The organism is Methanohalophilus sp. RSK, from assembly GCF_003722075.1.
Classification (GTDB): domain Archaea; phylum Halobacteriota; class Methanosarcinia; order Methanosarcinales; family Methanosarcinaceae; genus Methanohalophilus.
The window spans coordinates 251472-270063 of sequence record NZ_RDSK01000001.1 but is presented as its reverse complement, the minus strand read 5'-3'; the positions used below and the strand labels follow the sequence as shown (position 1 = coordinate 270063).

Genomic DNA, 18592 nt, shown 5'->3' with positions numbered 1-18592 from the left:
ATATGACAGATTTTGTCGCCGGAAAAGATGTAAAAATTGTCGCATCCATTGACAGCGACCCTCTTTTACAGGCACGCATCGCCAGCGTGCTTGGTGCGGATATTCTGGAGATCAGGCTGGATTTGCTTGAAATAGAAGAGGCTGTGCAGGCAAAGAAATTGTTCGACTTGATGGATCAGCAGGACGAATTACCACGTATTGCAACCAATCGTGTACATGCAGAAGGCGGCAACTGGCAGGGATCAGAGGAGCAAAGAATCACCCTGCTGGAAGACCTGATTCCTTATGCGGATATGATTGATATCGAACGCAAAAGTCCCGATTGCTTGCGAAACAGGCTGGTAGAGGAAGCAAAATCCCAGGGAACAAAGGTAATAATGTCCTCCCATTTCTTTGAGAGTACCCCTCCTGAAAAAGAGATGGTTGCTATTCTCAACGAATGCACGGATAAGGGAGCCGACATAGCCAAACTCGCAGTCATGCCCAAAAAACCCGAAGATATACTGGAGCTTTTCCATGCTGCATTGCAGGCAAAGGGAAATGTTTGTGTAATTGCTATGGGGGAGCTGGGACGTCACAGCCGGGTTGTTGCCTGCAGATACGGTTCATTACTGACCTACGGTTGCATTGAAAAACCGGTCGCTCCGGGACAGATCAGAATAGACCAGCTTAAAATGGCTCTGGAGAATATCGTATGAAACAAGTATTTGGTGTAATGGGAGACCCAATCGAACATTCCCTTTCCCCGGCAATGCACAATGCAGCGTTCAGGGAACTGGGAATGGATTGTGAATACCATGCATTCAGGGTAAGGCAAAAAAACCTTAGAGAAGCTATCCTGGGAGCGCAAGCAATGGGTTTTGGCGGCCTTAATATCACTGTGCCCCATAAAAAAAAAGCATTAGAATTTACAAACCCTGATACACTGGCACGCAGGATAGGGGCTGTCAACACCATATCCTTCAATGAGGGGATACGGGGCCACAACACAGATGGGCTGGGGGCTGAAATGGCTCTGTGGGAAGCAGGAGTGGGAATTAAGTCATCTAACGTACTTCTTATCGGTGCAGGGGGTGCTGCCCGTGCAATTGCCTTTCATTTTGCAGAAAAAGGAGCTTGTGTGACAATCACAAACCGCACTCCTGAAAAGGCAGAAGCTCTTGCAGAGGATGTCGGTTGCCGCCATGCAGGTCTGGAGAATTTAAAAGGACTGCTGCAGGACAGTGACATACTGATCAATGCCACGTCCATGGGAATGCATCCTCATATTGATGCAACCATTGCCAGTCGGGACATCATGCATCCGGATTTGGCTGTTTTTGACATAGTTTACAATCCTCTGCAGACAAAACTGCTGCATCAAGCAGAGCTTGCGGGTGCCAAACCGATCGGCGGGGTTGCAATGCTTGTCCATCAGGGTGCTGAGGCTTTTAGGATATGGACCGGTCAAGAGCCACCGGTGGAAGTCATGCGCAAGGCAGTACTGGAGGGGCTGGATTGAAAATACTCATCATCGGTGGTACCGGGGAAATGGGCCAGTGGTTTGCAACCTTTTTCAAAAAACGTGGTTATGAAGTATGGCTCAGTGGCCGCAGCGGAAAAATGGAAGTTGCCGAAAGGCTGGGTGTGCATTTTACAGCCGATCCTGACACTGTTATTCCTACATGTGACATTGTGATAATTTCAGTACCAATCAACATAACACCTACCATCATAGCACAGACTGCCCCTAAAATGAAAAAGGGAAGTTTGCTCATGGACCTGACATCATTGAAGAAAAAACCTGTTGAGGCCATGAAAAAATATGTTCCTGAAAATGTAGAATTTCTGGGAACCCATCCAATGTTTGGGCCTTCTATTCCCTCCCTGCAGGGCCAGACCTTTATCCTCACTCCCGTAGAGGACAGGTGTGAGCAGTGGTTTGACCATATATTCAACCTATTAAGTGAAGAAGAGGCGAGTATAGAAGTCATAACTCCCGATGAACATGATCACTTTGTATCCATTGTCCAGGGACTTACCCATTTTGCCTACATTACCATTGGCGCAACCATGCAAAAGCTGGATTTTGATGTGAAAGGCTCCCGGCGTTTTATGAGTCCTGTATATGATATAATGCTGGACTTTGTGGGACGTATCCTGGGGCAAAACCCCGAACTTTATGCCCTCATCCAGATGGAAAATCCTGAAGTTATCCCCGTACATGACATATTTATAGAGCAATGCAAACATTTTTCCTCAATGGTACGCTCCCATGATACAGGGCAATTCTGTGAAGAAATGAAAGCAGCAGCCCTCCATTTTGGCGACACGCCCTCTGCCTTACGTAGATCGGACAAACTCATAAACAGCAAGGTAGCCGAATTCGAGGAACTTGTACACTCCACAGGTCATGAAAAGGGACTTTTGCACATATATTCCAGAAAGATACATGTTGGAATTGTTAAAAAAGTTACTTCAAATAGTGTAACCCTTGAAGAGGGAAAAAAAGAACTGCAGCTAAAAATAGGTAACATAAGAATCCTGTCTGCAGATGAACTGAATCGCTGGAAAGAAAATAAACTCAAACCAACCCTGCGCGACATCTCTGTTTTCATTCCTCATTCAGCCAGGCCATTTACAATACAACAAATCCTGGATTGTCGCATAGATGGAGTGAAGGTCGAAACGATCGATACATATCTGCATAAAAGGGGCCCAAGCGCAACTTTCCGTTTGAACATACGCGGCGATCTGGATGCCTGCGAAATACACAGGGAAATGGAAGATTTATTAGAAGGCATGGGATGTAGCCTGCGCAAGTAAAGCAATTATTTATGCCAGCAGCCACATAGCCAACCGAAGATAGCGCAGGGTGATAGGTTGAAAAAACAAACACAAAAAAGTGGAGTGAAAGCTGCTTTCGGCAAAGATATTACCGAATATCTCAGGTTTTACAAAATGGGACTGATCCTGATATCAGGACTTGGCATATATCTGGGACTCCTGGGATTATACCTGATCATTGTTGATAATAACTATATCCCAGGCTTTGCCCTTTTTATTGCCGCCCTTCTCATATCCCCGCCGCCCATCGGGATATCAAATATGATTATCAGGCATTTCAACATAGAACTTTCAATGGGATTAAAATTAGGAATAGCCACCTTGCTTATGTTTATTGCATGGTGGCAACTGGGTTTTTAAAGCTGGCTGACAAGATCTTCCAGGGCTGACCTGGGATCTTCTGCCTTTACTATACCTGATGCAAGCAAAACGCCTACAGAACCAAGATCCATTGCGGCGGTGAGGTCTTCTCCCCGGGAAATACCCGCCCCACACAAAACCTGAACATCAGGATTTATTCTTTTTACAGCCTCAACCGAGCCCCTCACGACATCCGGATCAGCCTGGGAAACCGGAACACCCGTACCAATGAGTTCGGGAGGCTCCACCGCAACATATTCCGGAGCCAGGGCTGCAGCTGCTGCTGTTGTGGGAATATTATTGGTGCACACAATAGTGGTCAGGCCTTCAGCCCGGGCTGCACGCACCGATGCTTCAATATCCGCCAGGTTGAGCCTGCGTTCGGAATGATTGATTAGACAACCCACAGCCCCTGCCTGTTTTACACAGGAAGCCATTACATGGCCGGTATTGCTACCTGGTGAAACACCATCCACATGCTGGGCATAGACAGGCACATCCACCTGAGAAGACACCCTGTAGATATCACAAAGTTGGGGAGCGACACCAATGGTCACTCCCGCTTCTGCGGCTACATCCCTGCAGGCAGCGGCAATTTTTACTGCTGCATCACCTGTGCCCTGTGAATAGGTCTTGAAGTTCACAACTATCAGGGGCGAGTCCATGGGAATCTCCTCAGAAATCAGTCATTACCCTGAACTGGTCTATCTCGGGCTTGTTCAAGCCTTCGACAAACTGTTCTGCAGACTGGCGTATATCCTTGGAATTGGTAATTGCACGTCCTACAACAAGGACATCCGCACCTGCCTTGAGAGCATCAGGGATTGTGTGTACACGCACACCTCCGGCAACTGCCACGAGAATCTTCGGGGACAGTTCCTTGATAGCCTCAATACTACCCCAGGCGTAAGCGGTATCCTCTACATCTATGGCACGGTGAAGTTCCACAACATCAGGAAGCTCATTGAGTTCCTTGAGCACAGCCATTGGATCTGGATGGTTGAGTGTGTCCATTACCGCATAGATTCCTGTCTTGTGGGCCTCTGCGATTGCCTTTTCAAGGGTTGGCACCGGTGCAAGGGCGGAAACCACAATTGCATCAGCTGTGGCATCTGCCACCATACGTGCCTCAAGGTTACCTGTGTCCAGTGTCTTCAGATCAGCCACGATGAAAGCATCAGGTTTGACTTCACGCAATTTGGTGATTACATCCACACCATAACGTTTGATCAGAGGAGTGCCTGCTTCAAGGATGAGATGGTCACTCTTGGGCAGCTGTCTTACAACATTGAGCACTGCTTCAATATTCGGATTATCCAGTGCCACTTGCAGATAAGGAGGGTCCCATAGTCTGGAAACCTTGAATCCCATAACTGCATGGGAACCTTTGTCCTTTTCATCCAGTACAGTGTCTACGGCAGGGAAATTCTCCATTGCCCTTTTCAGTGCAAGTTTGGTCGCACCGTAATTATACCTGTAGATGCGGTTGTAATCCAAAGCCTGAGGGTGTATGAATACGCTGGCCACAATCACAAGATCGTCTGCTTCTTCTTTGGGTACAATTCCTTCTTCCACGGCATCTGCGACCGCTTTTGAAACCGCTGCCTGTGCAGGACCAAATATCTGGGATGCCTGGTCCATATTCTTTACCGTTACCTTGGGAACGATGAGTGTGGAAGGTTTTGTGGGTAGGTTCGGCCTGATCACAGAAAGCAGGGGAGTATGTCCTGCGGATAACTGAGTCATACCGGTAGCAAAGGCCTGCCCAACAGGTCCTTCCTTGTCACCGATCATAAGATCAATATGTGCGAGTTCGGGTTCCTCGCCAATAAGTGCTTCTCCAATTAACATCATGCTCGATCAGCTGTTAGATTGGAATGAACATATATATGATTTCTGATGAAAAGAACTCAAACCGTATATACATAATTATTTATTTTTTAGGTAACTGATAGTGATATGTGCTGCGGAAAACGTATTCCATGATATCGGGCGACAAAAAAATACAGAAATTACATCTGTTGCTCGCTTTTGTTGTAACATATTTTGCCATCTGGCTTCCTGACATACAGGGAGTTTTAGGAATGGAGAATGTGAAAATTAGTTCCACACTGATTTTCGGCACACTGAACGGACTGCTTCTTGGCCCGATATATGGGGTCATTGTATCCCTAGCAGCTATTTCAGTCCACCGTATAGCACATGTTGATATGTTGCTCAATAACCCATTCTATCTCATAAGCCCGCTATTCCTTGCAAGTGCCTCCCTTGTAGCGGGACTGGCAATAACGGGGGAAAAAAAGAAAGCAATAATTCTCCCGTCCCTGTTAATAGCAGCCTGGTTCACAACAGGTGTAGGCAGAGAGGTTTTTTATTATCCCTGGTTACACGTATTATCCATTGCATTTTTCCTTATTTTTACCAGAATCGAAAGCAAAATTTCCTTTTTTTCCAAAAACAAAGGATATCTGTACCTTTTTGCATGTTCACTGCTTGCGGTCTCCACTGACCATCTTGCAGGAAGCCTGTCAGCACTCTTTATTTTCGACCTTGGAAGCAGTATGTATAAAGAGGTAATATTTATTTACCCGCTTGAAAGGATATTAATTGCGACTATATCAGCACTTATATTCTACGCTTTCATTGTGTGGATCAACCTGCTGAAAGCAAATGCCAGTATGCTGGACAAAAAAGAAGAACACAATGTCAAAGATGTAATGGATTATATCAGTAGTGAAGTAAAAGACATAATTGAAAAAGAAAAATGAATTAATAATTGATACTGCCCTTCAATCTATCAATGGCACTGGAGAAAGGATGAGAAGGTTCTTCAACAGTAAATATTTTGGATAGGCCCTGCATGGATACTTCACACATGCACGGAATAGTAGAAAGCACAGGCACTCCATATTTTTCGCCCATTTGCAATGATTGCCCATTAAGACACATGTTTTCCACAATCCCACATTTTTTGCCCAGGGGAGTATATATTCCATCAATTGCCTGTTTTATGTTTTTGAGACAGTACTCATTGGGCTTTACTACCATTAGGACGTAATCACTTGCTGCCACCACATTGGCTGATGTGAAATCCACACCGGGACTTGTATCCATGATTACAATGTCAAAACCTTCCTTTTGAAGATTTTTTTTGGAGCGAATCAATTCTTTGAGTGCATCTGATTGCCATTTCCGGTCCTTTGAAGAAAATTCCCTGATAGCAGAAATGTCAGGATTTGAATAACCTACATAGAAACTACCCTCTGAACCAATACTTTTTGAACCGTCTACTATAACTTCCTGTATGTTTTTTTTATGATCAAGGATATCATTTACCCACTTATCCGAGTAGGGGAACATACCATTGAATGTGCTGGGAGATTTCAGGTCCATATCAAGCAAGCATACATCCCTACCTTCTTTTGCATAAGCACACGCAAGATTAATGGCAACACTTGTTTTTCCCGTCCCCCCACGTGGAGAGTGGACTGCAATTGTAAACGTATCTTTCATTTGATTTGCCCACAGATTAATTGCTTAATTAAATATATCACCATTAATAATAAATTTGTAATAATTCCACCAATTATTGATGGAAATATTTTTTGTTTTTAAGTATAGAGACCTATCCTTCAAAATGAAGACGTATTATACATTAATTGTTCTGCTGAATATTAACCATAGTGATTAATATGAATTTTTCTTCACTCAGAGATGGATTACCCAAATTGAACTGTAAAAAAGACTTTCCTGCCATTTCTGTGCTTATGTACATGACCCATACGTACAAGCTGATTGAGATAATTGCTTTCAACTGCTCTTTCCTTAGCTGTTTTTTCCGAAATCTGTGCAGCAGTTGCGGTTCCCATTTCAAATAAAACGGTAGCTGTAGTGCGCAAATGATCCGGCAGGGAAAGAAGAGTCATTACATCGAGCTCATTTAAATCATCTTCCTGCGAAACATGAGCAGAAGAATCCTGCTGGAATAACAGCCTGTCGAGCTTATCGTTGATTTCATTCAAAGCTACAAGAATATTGTTCATTTCAACTTCTGAAACCATATGGCCACCATAAATTGTATTCTGGTATTACAGTAATACTGTATTCCCGTAGAACTATAAAAAAGTACAGTATTCATGGAAGGAGTTAAAGATATTTTACCATATATGGGCCTTCCAGAACATAACCCAGTTTCCGATAATATTCCCGAACCCCAATACCGCTGATAATACTGAGTTTTTCAAAACCGGAATCTTTTGCCATTTTCTCAGCCTCTGAAATCAACCTGAGGCCGTAACCTCTGTGCTGCCAGTCGTGATCCTTTGCAGACCCACCCAAGACAACCATTGAACCATAAACGTGTAACTCCCGTACAAGAGCAGAATTGTCAAGTTCAGGTCGATGTGGTTTGTTCGGAAATCTCAACCTCAAAAATCCAATCAGGATGTCCTGACTTACATCCTCAAACGAGAGGAAATGTTCCTGTCCACCACAGGAAGAATAGGATTGCACCATAAATTCAATATCTTCTACGGAAGGTGGCCTTTCTTTCAGGATATTATGGCCAACTTCCCTGCAACGTATGCACCTGCATTTACCACCTTTTTGCATAAGTTTCTGGCCTGCAAGCTGGCGAATATTACTCTTTTTCACACCGGCCAATATCTGCTGTGCAGGTATATCCCGCTGGATACGTTGCAGCCGCACCCACTTGGGCAGGATGGCTTTTATATCGGCAAGCAATTCCACCGCCTCATCATCACAGAGGGGAGCGTACTTTCCTGCCCTCCACATTTTTTCAAGCTCTGTACCTTCAGTCACAAGAGTGGGATAGATCTTCAGGAAATCCGGCATGAAGCGCGAATCATTGAACAGTTTTTTGAATCCCCGCAGGTCCCGCTCATTATCCGAACCCGGCAACCGGGGCATCATATGGAATCCAACTTTCAGGCCACTATCGCGTAATACTCGATTAGCCTCAGCGGTGTCGGCAACTGTATGTCCCCGACGCATCCTTGAAAGTACAAAATCATATACACTTTGCACTCCGATTTCCACTTTTGTGGCACCAAAATCCAGAAGCCGGTCTACCTCCACAGGAGATGTCCAGTCCGGGCGTGTCTCATATGTTATACCTATGTTGCGAACCGCAGAACTTTCATTGGCCTCCTGTACATCTTCAATAGGAATATAACCATAAACATTGTGGACGCCATCCCGCCATTGTTGTCCTTTAAAATCATTCATCGCCTCAAGACAACGTTTGGTGAACCATTCCTGGTAATCCAGATTACGGGATGTAAACGTGCCTCCCATGACTATAAGTTCTGCCTTATCGACTTCGTGCCCGATATCCTGCAACTGTTTCAGGCGTGCGTGCACTATCCTGTAGGGGTCATACTCATACTGTATGCCCCGCATGGCGGCAGGCTCCCTTCCCATATAACTCTGGGGAGACTCAAAAGCAGATGCAGGTCCTCCGGGGCAGGGCACACAGACACCGTGAGGACAGGGAGCGGGAGATGTCATAACCGCTATAACCGCCACGCCGGATATCGTTCTTACAGGTTTACGCCGCAGCCGGCTGCGCACAAACTCCTTTTCATCATCAGAAGCAGCGGCTATCACATCGGAATTACGAGGCAGGGTTGACAGGCCATATTGCCTGCTGATGTTCAACTTTTCCCTGTTGAACTGCACCTTATCCAAGGTTAAATCTTCAAGAACCAGCTCAACAAGTTTCCTGCAGGCTTTAGCAAAATCACTCTCATCAGACATTGGCCATCTCCGTGACCAGGCGTTCAAGATGTATCCTGTCGTTAGCGGCACTCCTGACATCCAGGTCCGCATCTGCAAGCTTCAACAGGATCTGGGCCAGGATTGCAGGAGACTCACCGGCATCACTCACAACCCGATACAAATGCCTGACAATTTCCACTCCGGACATCCCGTCTTCAATAAGCATTTTATCAATCGCCTTACGTGCCTGGGGAAAATCCGCAGCTGAGATGGCTTCCTGAAGGGAAGAAATACCGGCGGGTACATCTTCCATTACTACTTCAAAAATTATGTCTGCAGATAGTTTTTCACCGGGGTACTGGAGAGCCGCAGACTGGAGAAGCCGCAGCGCACAGTCCACATTGCCCTTACAATGACGCGCAAGACCTCCAAGAGCCTCCGGGCCACAAGCAAGACCCTCACTATCAGCAACATCACCGAGGAAACCTACGAGTTCATCATCTGACACGTAGGTAAAAAATAATTCCAAACCACGGGAGCGCAGAGGGGAGATAAGTCTTGAGGGCTGGGTTGTGGAAAAGATGAACCTGCAGGTGCGACTGTAGCGTTCCATGATCCGGCGCAGGGCATGCTGGGCGCTTTCATTGAGGGATTCCGCACTATCGACAAAGATAATTTTATAATCCGCATCAATTGAACCCATACTGGCATATTCATTTACCAGGCCTTTAAATATCGAAATTACACTTGACCTGATCTTTTTGGGATCATCTGTTCCCAGAAAACGCACAAATCGCTTGTCCCTAACAAGATAACGTTTTCCCTGATCGAAAAAATCTGAGGCATTGAAATAGGTGAAGTTGTTCTCAAAATTATCACCATAGATGCCTCTTGCAAGGGCAAATACAGCAGAGGACTTTCCACTTCCCGCAGGCCCGTGGACTACAAGATGAGGCAATTTCCCGGAAGATGCCAGGTGTTGCATTACCGATATTGCCTTTTCATTGCCTACAAAGTCATCCAAATCCTGTGGCCTGTATTTCAATGTCCAGAGATCTTTCATTGCTCATCTCCGTTTTCCTGAAGTACTTCCTTTATCACCTTACCGTATACCGGACGGGCAATAAGTACACCGATCAATACACCTACAATGGTAGTTATGGCGAAACCTTTCAGGGCTCCAAAGCCCATGACAACCAGAGGCGACATTGCAATAATCGTGGTTGCAGCTGCTGCAAAGATTATGCTGAAAGCCCGGGTAATCCTGGAAAGGTAAACCTTTGTCGGGGGTAATTTACCCTCATAGAGCACCTCGTCGGTAATTATCACAAGGTGATCGATACCCGTACCTATCACTGCTATTATACCGGCAATACTTGGAAGGTCGAGTTGCCACCCTACAGCTGCAGCAAACCCAAGGATCATGAGAACTTCACTAACGGAAGTGGCCACCATCGGCACAAGAATCTGTTTTTTACCATAACGCCTGTAGACCACACCGGCAACTGCAAGCATTGAAAGCAATCCTGCAATAATCGCTTGCATCTTGAACTGTTCACCCAGCGAAGCATCCACCTGCCCGGAACCCATGAGTTCCACATTGACCGGCAGGGCTCCTGCACGCAGGTGTATCTGGAGCTGTTCGGCCTGTGCCTTACTTTCATTATCCGCACCTGTGGAAGCTTCCCAGGAATAAATTGGGTTCGTCCTTATACGGGATGCAGCTGAAGGGCTCAGCGGAGCACCGTATACTTCCTCATCATCAAGATACATGTAAAGCCAGTGAGAGTTGGGGTCGTTTACCGCACCGGTCTCTATTGCAGCTTTTTGGAGAGCGTTTGCACCGTCAAGGGTCAGCTTAAATGGAGTGTACCACTGTCCATCATGACGGGAGGGGACACCAACACTTGAAATATCGTCACCATAGAGCACACGTTTGGTATTATTGCCTTCGGTTTGCATCCGTATTTCAAATTTACCGGGTGTTAGGGCAATCTCCTTGGCAGCTGTAAGGTCGATGCCTGCAAAGTCCATCAGTATGTATTCATCGCCCACCGTACGTACCGGTATATCCTTCAGACCAAGGGCATTGAGTTTCTCACTGAGAATCTCCTTGGTAAGGTCCCTTGTCTCTGTGCGCACACCCTTACGATAGAGTTTGTCACCGTTTTCATCGGTCAGCAGGGAACCGCCAACATCAGCCAATATTTTTTCAACAGTTTCCTGTCCTGCTGTGGTCCTGATTTCATATTCCACACCGCCGGGAACTGCATAGGGAATTACCTCGGCATTGAATTCCTCGGAGAGATATGTAGCTATCAGTTGTTGTTCTGTTGTGTAAAGAGTAATTTCTGAGAGATTCCCTTCTCGGCTTACCGAAGAATCACTCAGACCCAGTTGATTGAGCCGGGATTGGGTCACTGAAGCCTGTGTTCTAAGGGAGATGGTCGTTGTGGATTGGCCTTCTGCAGGTTGTATCACGTTCACGACTTCAACCGGAGAGTCAACAATATTTTCGACAAGAGCACTTGCAGCCATTCCAGAGTCAACATTGGCCTGTATTACAGCCCCCTGCAGGCTCACCTGTAACCAGGAACCGCCTTCAAGATCAAGTCCATAATCAAGGTTAGTATCAAAACCTTCATCTGCAGAATACCAGGGCTGGATTGCAACTAGAGAAAGGAGAATGGCTATTATGAATATACGTACACGCCAGTCACTCAACAGACTCTTTGGTTTTTCTTCGCTCATGTCTTCACCCCCTTGGGATTCTTCTTGACATACCACCTGAGGATACCCGTATTCAACAACCAGGTGTTCATCAGGTCAGCAAGGAGACCGAATATTAACACAATGGAAATGTCAGATAAGAGGTTTATCTGTGAGATAGTTGAGGTCAGGACATAGGAATATGTGGAAACAATATACATTACCACCAGCGCCGCAAGGGTAGTGGTGGTCATCGTAATACCTGTATGCATTGCAAGGGATATTTTTTCATTTGCAGACCCGCGCCGTTTGAGTACACGGGTTGTGAGTAAGATATCACTGTCAACAGAGTAACCAATAAGCATCAATAAAGCTGCAACTGTACCAAGGGACAGTTCAATTCCTGTAATATTCATGAATGCAGCGGCTATGCCGATATCGGAAAGTGCAGAAAGGACCACTGCTACGGAGGGTATGGTGCTGCGGAAGATAAGGAAAACTACTATCGCCATGCCTATAAAGGACAGAACTACAGCCTGGAGGGCCTGTACCTGCAAATCTTTGCCATAGACAGCCCCTACCTGCCGGATCTCTACGGATGAATATGCAGACGTTATTTTCTTTTCAAGTTCCAGCTGTTCGTCATTGTCCATAGGCCCAAACTGGAGGACTGCTCTTTGCCCGGTTTTACGTACATCGGCCAGAGAATATTCTGAATAATCAGCCTCCAGTTTTTCTATAGGGTCGTCTGTCTGGAAGGAAATCATTGTTCCGCCCTTAAATTCCATACCCAGGTTCACAGGGGACCCGGATGTGGAATACACAAATACCATAATCAGTAAGGCTATTGCGAACACCGCAAGCGGTATAGTTACAAGTTGCCTATCATTATGGCTTTTGATGAAATTTTCAAGTTTATCAATAAACAGCGCCATAAATTGTATGCTCCGATAACATAGACTCAAAAGTCAAATTACACTTTTCCATACTATGAGGTAATATATACTATTTTCTTGTGTTATTGCTTTTTGGTGAATTTTCTCAAAGCCAGATTTTTGGAAAAGGGCTATACATAACTAATATATACTGCCGATAACCCATTTTACAGGCATGCCATATAGACCATCTGTTGACGAATATTTTCTTGAAATAGCTACCGTAATAGCCAAAAGATCCACATGCCTTCGCAACCGGGTAGGAGCGGTTATCGTGCGGGATAAGCAGATCCTTTCCACCGGTTACAACGGTGCCCCGAGTAATATGGAACACTGCCTGGATATAGGATGTATCCGGCAAAAGAACAATATCGAGTCAGGAACACGTCATGAAAAATGCCGGGCAGTGCATGCCGAACAGAATGCCATAATCCAGGCAGCCCTGCACGGAGCTGGAATCGAAGGGGCAACCCTTTACTGCACGCACCAACCCTGTATCCTGTGTACCAAAATGATAATCAATTCCCGGATTAACCGGGTGGTTTACCTGACATCATACCCGGATACTGATGCTCTGGATTTCTTTAATGATGCAGGAGTGGAGATAATAAACCTGCCAGTATCAAGACTTCTTGAAAATGCGTAAGGCCTTCTTAATAATATCCATATTGTCCGGCCGGTACAGCTGGCGGGCAGATGTTTCTTTCCCGGTGAACAGGGATGTACCCCGTACAACAACTACCGGATTACCTCCACTCCCTTCACCCATCAGTAGATTTGCAGCAGCTGCCACTTCATCGGCAACCGCTTCCTCACTGATCTGCATTTCATAGCCGAAAAGATCCTTTGTACCTCTCCAGTAATAAATGGGTGTAGCATGGTACAACCCTATTGCAACCCCTGTCTGACCCAGTCTGAAAGGCCTGCCATTGGTATCGGTTACCACAACAGCAACCCTGCAACCTGTAATCTCTTCAACTCTCTGACCTATACTTCTGGCACTGGCATCCGCATCCTGAGGGAGATCGGCAAGTAAATCGTTCTCGACATTGGAATCATCCACTCCCGCATTGATACATACATGTGCCCTGTCGGATTGCACAAGCATTACAGGTGATTCGACAAAACACTCACTGCACCTATCCAGTACCGCCTGTACAAGCCGTGGGTCTTTATCATCCCTTTTGCCAATCCCGATTGCCCGGGCAGAGGGCGTAATATCTTCAAGAGAAAACAGTTCATTTTCGGCTTTTGCAATGATTGTAGAAGCAATAACCAGCACATCGCCAGCTTCCAGCCCGGCACGCTCACATATCATAGCCGCAATGTCGTCACCGGGTTTTACCAGGGGCATATCATCAATAGTAAAGGCTTCCATTCTCACCTTTTTTCAACTCCACAGGAAAATACAGCAGCTCATAAATAATACTAGCCCTATATATTGACCTGCGGCAATGATGAAAGTTACCCCCACCGAGCAAAGTATGAGGACAAAACATAACTGATGCCGCAAAAAAATGAAACCTCCCTGCAACCTGCAGAGAGGTAATATCACATTTAACTAATTTATTCGATTGGGATCTTGGGTTTTTTAGCTTCTTGGGTTTTTGGTAATGTGACCGTCAGCACCCCTTCCTCAAGTTTGGCCGTGGCACCTTCCTCTGTCACAGAAGCCGGCAAAGAGACTGCCCTGGAGAAACTTGAATACCTGCGCTCTCTCTGGAAGTAACCTTCTTCCTCTTTCTCTTCTTCCTTTTTGCATGCTGCACTGATCTCAATCATGCCCTCGGATACACGGATATCCACATCCTTCTTATCGACTCCAGGAAGATCCGTGGTAACAACTACTGAATCATCCTTCTCCTGAACATCCACAAGAGGAGCCAGAGTTTCACCACCCTTCCACTGTACCGAGGGTAAGAATTCCCTGAAAAGGTCGTTTAGGTAATCCTGTGTCTGTTTTATCTCATCGAAAGGATCCCATCTGCTTACTGAAGGTGAATTTCCCCTGCGTATTAATCCTCTTTTCATTTTATACCACTCCTGTTATTTCTGTTTTGAAATAACAGACATACTATGTGTTAGTACGTCTATAAAAAAATTGTGGTTATTCAAAGGGAAAGCAGGGTATGTATCAGATCACAACCCCTGACAGTTGAAAGAATACCATCTGTAGCTGCATCTTCTGAGTAATTTTTAACAATATCGGCATCCTGATTGAAGGACGGATAGATCACAAAGGGTACCGGATCGGGCGTATGGGTTCTTACTGCAATTGGTGTGGGATGGTCGGGAAGGACAAGCACATTGCACTCTTCAGACATTTTATCTATTCCTTCAAGGATGGCCCCCACAACTTTAGAATCAAAATCCTCGACTGCCTGTATTTTGGTTTCCAGACTACCCATATGTCCTGCTTCATCCGGAGCTTCCACATGGACAAAAACAATGTCATGATCCTTCAGGGATTCAAGAGCATATTCTGCCTTACCCACATAATTTGTATCAAGATATCCTGTAGCTCCGGGAACTTCAATTACATCCATTCCTTCACAGATACCCAGGCCCTTGATAAGGTCCACTGCAGATATTACAGCTGCTTTTAACCCGTACATTTCTTCAAAAGAAGGCATCGAAGGAGCATAGCCCTGCCCCCAGAACCATATGGAATTGGCAGGTCTCTTTCCTTCTTCAATGCGTTTTTTATTCACAGGATGCTCGGAAAGAATTTTCCAGGATGCTCTTATCAATTCTTCCAGTTTTTCTGCTGAATCGCCCCTGGGCATATAGTCTGAAGCTGGTTTCTCAACCACATCATGAGGAGGAGTACAGACAGCATCCGCACCAAATTGGGCAACCATAAGGTGGCGATAGCTGATTCCCGGATAAAAATGGATGTCGCCACCCAGTTCATCCTCAATTGCCTGCATGAGTTGACTTGCTTCTTCGGTGGAAATATGACCGCCACTGTGATCCAGTATATTGCCATTTTCAATTGTTATCAGGTTGCAACGAAAAGCCACATCGTTTTTATCCAGTTCAATTCCCATACTTGCCGCTTCCAGGGGAGCACGTCCCGAATAATGCCTGGCAGGGTCATAACCCAGAATGGACATATTAGCCACATCACTGCCTGCGGGCATCCCATCCGGAACATTGGTAGCCAGCCCATTTATTCCCCCCAGTGCCATACGGTCCATGTGAGGAGTATCCGCAGCTTCTAATACAGTTTTGTCTCCAAGTTCCTTAATAGGATAATCTGCCATTCCGTCACCGATTAATACAATATGTTTCATACAAACACCTGCCATCTTTTTAAATACAAAACTGCCAATTATCCATAAGCCAATTAAAAATATAAGCATACGAGGGTGAGGACTAATGAAATATATACGTTTTGCAATTGCCGTCATTTGTGTATTCGCATTCTTCTGTGGTTTTGCCAGTGCTGCAGAAGAAATGGAGGAACAAATCCAGCATGCTGAAATCACAGTTTCAATCGGAGATGAGATAGAATTGGAACAGGGATACACAGCGGACATTGTCGATGTGAACAGTGACAATGGGGAACTCTGGCTCAAGCTCTACCTGGATGGGGAAAAGGTGGAGGAGGGTTTTGTCAAAAAGAATAATCCGTTCAGGTACGTGAGGACAATAGAGGAAGAAGACGATGAAGAAACTGACTACCTGATATTCAATTTCAGCCTGCAGGGTACCAAAGAAGAAGATGGGGTAACATCATCTGAAATCCTGATTAAACAATATCGTGACCCGGAGATTGATCTGGATCAATATTTGATGTTGGACAAAACCGTCTCCATGGATATCGGGTCGGAGATGGATCTCAAAGAAGATTACACCATTGAAGCCTCCGACCTTGACGATAATACCGTTACTATTACACTCAGGAAAAACGGGAATATCGTAGAAGAAGAGGAAACTATGGAGGAGGGAGATGTTTTTGCTTATACCCGTACAAATGGCGACCGGATAATGACAATTTTTATGGGAAAAGTCGGAAGCATATTTGAAGGTGAGGATCGTGATGTTGTATTTCTGGAAAACGTGGCTCAGAGGACCGATGCAGACATAGGGGAAGGAATACAAATCGAGATCGATGTTCCAGCAGAGAATCCAGAGAATGAACAAATAATCATACACTACACGCTAAATGGCGATGCAGACACTGTGGAAGTGTATCTGGAAGAAGACCTTATTGACACAAGACAGAACCTGGGTGAAGGTACCTATCCTGCAGTCATCGGAGAATCATCCACCGGTGAATACAACATAGAAGTAAAAGCAGTTACTTCCGACGGGGCAATAGTCACTGAATCTGCCATATTAAAAGTGGGGGAAACGGCGGGAGAAAGTGAGGATGGAGAGCAGGGACAAGATATTATTGAAAAGGCACAAAATGTAACCTCTGCTGCTGAAAATGCTGCCGATAAGATTAACGAAACTGCCACTGCGCTGGAAAAAGTTCCCGCAACGGGCGCATTTTTTGCTATATTCATACTTCTGGGAGCATGGATGTGGTGCAGGAAGAGGTGACAATATTTATATGCGCCTCTTCCCTATAACAGCCAGAATTCACAAATCATCCAATAACGTGATCCTAATATGAGATATGTAATGAAATTCGGCGGGACATCCATTGAGAACGGGGAAAAGATTCGCTATGTCGCAGAATTACTGAAAGACTACAGGGAACAGGGCCACGAAATAGTGGCAGTGACCTCGGCCCTTGGTGGAGTCACCGATGGGCTGATGGAGATAGGTATTGATGCGTCCCATAAAGGCAAGGTTTCCCGGGTAAAGGAATTTATGGCAGACCTTGCAAAAAAACACTATGATGCAATCGAGATTGCCATCGATGATGCTAGGATTGCCGATGAAACAATCCGCACTATCGATGCTCTTATCGATGAACTCGAAAAAGCACTCATCGGTATATGCTATCTGGGGGAACTCTCCCCGCGTTCCATCGATTACATATCTTCCTATGGGGAAAGACTTGCAGTTCCTGTTGTTAGCGGAGCTGTGCAAAGTAAGGGAATTAATTCCTGTTCATTTACCGGTGGAGAGGCAGGCATTGTAACCAACAGTGAATATGGTTGTGCCAGACCTTTCGAGAAAACCTATGAAAATGTTGGCAACATCCTAAAAAGGGTCGTTGCAACACATGTTCCTATAGTTACCGGTTTTATCGCAGAGAATGAAGAAGGAATCATTACGACGCTGGGACGCAGTGGCTCAGATTTCACTGCTTCGATTATAGGGGCTGCTATAGAGGCTGATGAGATCTGGTTATGGAAAGAAGTTCACGGCATAATGACCAGTGACCCCCGAATTGTCCCCGATGCACGTCCGATACCCCAGATATCCTATATTGAAGCAATGGAACTGTCCTATTTCGGCGCAAAGGTACTCCATCCACGTACAATTGAACCTGCGATCAAGCATGGAATACCCGTGCGGGTGAAAAATACATTTGATCCCGAATTTGAAGGAACATTGATTGTTTCAGACCAGCGACTGCGCAAGGATGTGGTAAAAGCTGTGACCCTGATACGATCGGTAGCCGCAATAAACATCTCCGGCGCCGGAATGGTGGGTGCAATCGGTACAGCCGCCAGGGTATTTTCCACACTCGCCAATGCTGGAGTGAACATTATAATGATAAGCCAGAGTTCCTCCGAAGCAAACATGTCATTCGTTGTGGATGAAGCTCATCTGGAAGATGCTGTAGCTGCCCTGAAATCCGAGATGAACCGGGATGTAATAGGAGAAGTGGCCTGCGATCGGGATATCTGCGTGGTAGCGGTTGTAGGTGCCGGCATGGATGGTATACCCGGTGTGGCAGGCAGGGTCTTCAGCTCACTGGGCAGGGAAAAAATAAATGTTATCATGATCAGCCAGGGATCTTCCCAGCACAACATTTCATTCGTTGTCAGCTCCGATGAAGCCGAAGAGGCAGTACGCCTGTTAAACCATGAGTTTGAACTTGGAAATTAAAACAG

General features: G+C 45.6%; 19 protein-coding genes. 8 read left to right on the top strand and 11 right to left on the bottom strand.

All coding sequences use genetic code 11. The features are described 5' to 3' along the window. The first annotated feature begins 2 nt into the window (after positions 1–2). From aroD to EFE42_RS01415, 4 genes are read left to right on the top strand one after another with little or no spacing between them, the layout of a single operon-like run. Positions 3–698: a type I 3-dehydroquinate dehydratase gene (gene aroD, locus EFE42_RS01430; protein WP_158599164.1), complete on the top strand. Its 696-nt coding sequence runs from the start codon at positions 3–5 to the stop codon at positions 696–698. Beyond that, the gene (locus tag EFE42_RS01425; RefSeq protein ID WP_123135556.1) at positions 695–1501 is read left to right on the top strand and encodes a shikimate dehydrogenase; all 807 of its coding nucleotides are present in this window, start codon (positions 695–697) and stop codon (positions 1499–1501) included. Before aroD ends, EFE42_RS01425 begins: the two co-directional genes overlap by 4 nt. Continuing rightward, positions 1498–2805, top strand: a complete 1308-nt coding sequence (locus tag EFE42_RS01420; RefSeq protein ID WP_199724065.1) for a prephenate dehydrogenase — start codon at positions 1498–1500, stop codon at positions 2803–2805. The genes EFE42_RS01425 and EFE42_RS01420 overlap by 4 nt, the downstream gene beginning before the upstream one ends. A 57-nt stretch (positions 2806–2862) precedes the next feature. Next, entirely contained in the window at positions 2863–3186 is a 324-nt protein-coding gene (locus tag EFE42_RS01415; protein WP_123135554.1) for a hypothetical protein, read from the top strand. Here EFE42_RS01415 and tpiA read toward each other — a convergent pair. Both tpiA and EFE42_RS01405 read right to left on the bottom strand, forming a co-directional pair. Continuing rightward, positions 3183–3851: a triose-phosphate isomerase gene (gene tpiA / locus EFE42_RS01410; RefSeq protein ID WP_123135553.1), complete on the bottom strand. Its 669-nt coding sequence runs from the start codon at positions 3849–3851 to the stop codon at positions 3183–3185. The genes EFE42_RS01415 and tpiA overlap by 4 nt on opposite strands. Before the next feature lie 10 nt (positions 3852–3861). Next, a complete protein-coding gene (locus EFE42_RS01405; RefSeq protein ID WP_123135552.1) occupies positions 3862–5040 on the bottom strand; it encodes a bifunctional 5,6,7,8-tetrahydromethanopterin hydro-lyase/3-hexulose-6-phosphate synthase in 1179 nt (392 codons plus the stop codon). 107 nt (positions 5041–5147) lie between these two features. On the opposite strand from EFE42_RS01405, the gene EFE42_RS01400 reads away from it, so the two are divergent. Further along, on the top strand, positions 5148–5954 hold the full coding sequence (locus EFE42_RS01400) for a hypothetical protein (protein WP_148039238.1): 807 nt from the start codon (positions 5148–5150) through the stop codon (positions 5952–5954). Between the two features lies 1 nt (position 5955). On the opposite strand, the gene EFE42_RS01395 is transcribed toward EFE42_RS01400, so the two are convergent. The 6 genes from EFE42_RS01395 to EFE42_RS01370 form a co-directional block, all read right to left on the bottom strand. Beyond that, complete coding sequence (locus EFE42_RS01395) at positions 5956–6699, bottom strand: ParA family protein (protein WP_123135550.1); 744 nt, start codon at positions 6697–6699, stop codon at positions 5956–5958. A gap of 206 nt (positions 6700–6905) precedes the next feature. Continuing rightward, positions 6906–7247, bottom strand: coding sequence for a transcriptional regulator (locus EFE42_RS01390; protein ID WP_123135549.1), 342 nt, complete (start codon positions 7245–7247; stop codon positions 6906–6908). Between the two features lie 85 nt (positions 7248–7332). Beyond that, the gene (locus tag EFE42_RS01385) at positions 7333–8964 is read right to left on the bottom strand and encodes a tRNA uridine(34) 5-carboxymethylaminomethyl modification radical SAM/GNAT enzyme Elp3 (protein WP_123135548.1); all 1632 of its coding nucleotides are present in this window, start codon (positions 8962–8964) and stop codon (positions 7333–7335) included. Beyond that, positions 8957–9988 carry an AAA family ATPase gene (locus tag EFE42_RS01380; protein WP_123135547.1) on the bottom strand — a complete coding sequence of 344 codons (1032 nt, stop codon included), beginning with the start codon at positions 9986–9988 and terminating at the stop codon, positions 8957–8959. The genes EFE42_RS01385 and EFE42_RS01380 overlap by 8 nt, the downstream gene beginning before the upstream one ends. Next, entirely contained in the window at positions 9985–11676 is a 1692-nt protein-coding gene (locus EFE42_RS01375; RefSeq protein WP_123135546.1) for a preprotein translocase subunit SecD, read from the bottom strand. The genes EFE42_RS01380 and EFE42_RS01375 overlap by 4 nt, the downstream gene beginning before the upstream one ends. Then, entirely contained in the window at positions 11673–12569 is an 897-nt protein-coding gene (locus tag EFE42_RS01370) for a protein translocase subunit SecF (protein ID WP_123135545.1), read from the bottom strand. Before EFE42_RS01370 ends, EFE42_RS01375 begins: the two co-directional genes overlap by 4 nt. A 175-nt stretch (positions 12570–12744) precedes the next feature. Between EFE42_RS01370 and EFE42_RS01365 the strand changes: the two genes are divergently transcribed. Then, positions 12745–13215, top strand: a complete 471-nt coding sequence (locus EFE42_RS01365; protein WP_123135544.1) for a cytidine/deoxycytidylate deaminase family protein — start codon at positions 12745–12747, stop codon at positions 13213–13215. On the opposite strand, the gene EFE42_RS01360 is transcribed toward EFE42_RS01365, so the two are convergent. The 3 genes from EFE42_RS01360 to EFE42_RS01350 all read right to left on the bottom strand — a co-directional run bounded on the left by EFE42_RS01360 (position 13192) and on the right by EFE42_RS01350 (position 15865). Further along, a complete protein-coding gene (locus EFE42_RS01360) occupies positions 13192–13953 on the bottom strand; it encodes a coenzyme F420-0:L-glutamate ligase (RefSeq protein WP_199724064.1) in 762 nt (253 codons plus the stop codon). The two genes, EFE42_RS01365 and EFE42_RS01360, sit on opposite strands and share 24 nt — an antisense overlap. A gap of 182 nt (positions 13954–14135) precedes the next feature. Further along, positions 14136–14600: an Hsp20/alpha crystallin family protein gene (locus EFE42_RS01355; RefSeq protein WP_123135542.1), complete on the bottom strand. Its 465-nt coding sequence runs from the start codon at positions 14598–14600 to the stop codon at positions 14136–14138. An 80-nt stretch (positions 14601–14680) separates the two neighbouring features. Continuing rightward, positions 14681–15865 carry a cofactor-independent phosphoglycerate mutase gene (locus EFE42_RS01350; protein ID WP_123135541.1) on the bottom strand — a complete coding sequence of 395 codons (1185 nt, stop codon included), beginning with the start codon at positions 15863–15865 and terminating at the stop codon, positions 14681–14683. An 85-nt stretch (positions 15866–15950) separates the two neighbouring features. On the opposite strand from EFE42_RS01350, the gene EFE42_RS01345 reads away from it, so the two are divergent. Together EFE42_RS01345 and EFE42_RS01340 are read left to right on the top strand one after the other, a co-directional pair. Continuing rightward, the gene (locus tag EFE42_RS01345) at positions 15951–17123 is read left to right on the top strand and encodes an S-layer protein domain-containing protein (protein ID WP_123135540.1); all 1173 of its coding nucleotides are present in this window, start codon (positions 15951–15953) and stop codon (positions 17121–17123) included. A 69-nt stretch (positions 17124–17192) separates the two neighbouring features. Further along, on the top strand, positions 17193–18587 hold the full coding sequence (locus EFE42_RS01340; protein WP_123135539.1) for an aspartate kinase: 1395 nt from the start codon (positions 17193–17195) through the stop codon (positions 18585–18587). Positions 18588–18592: the final 5 nt, after the last annotated feature.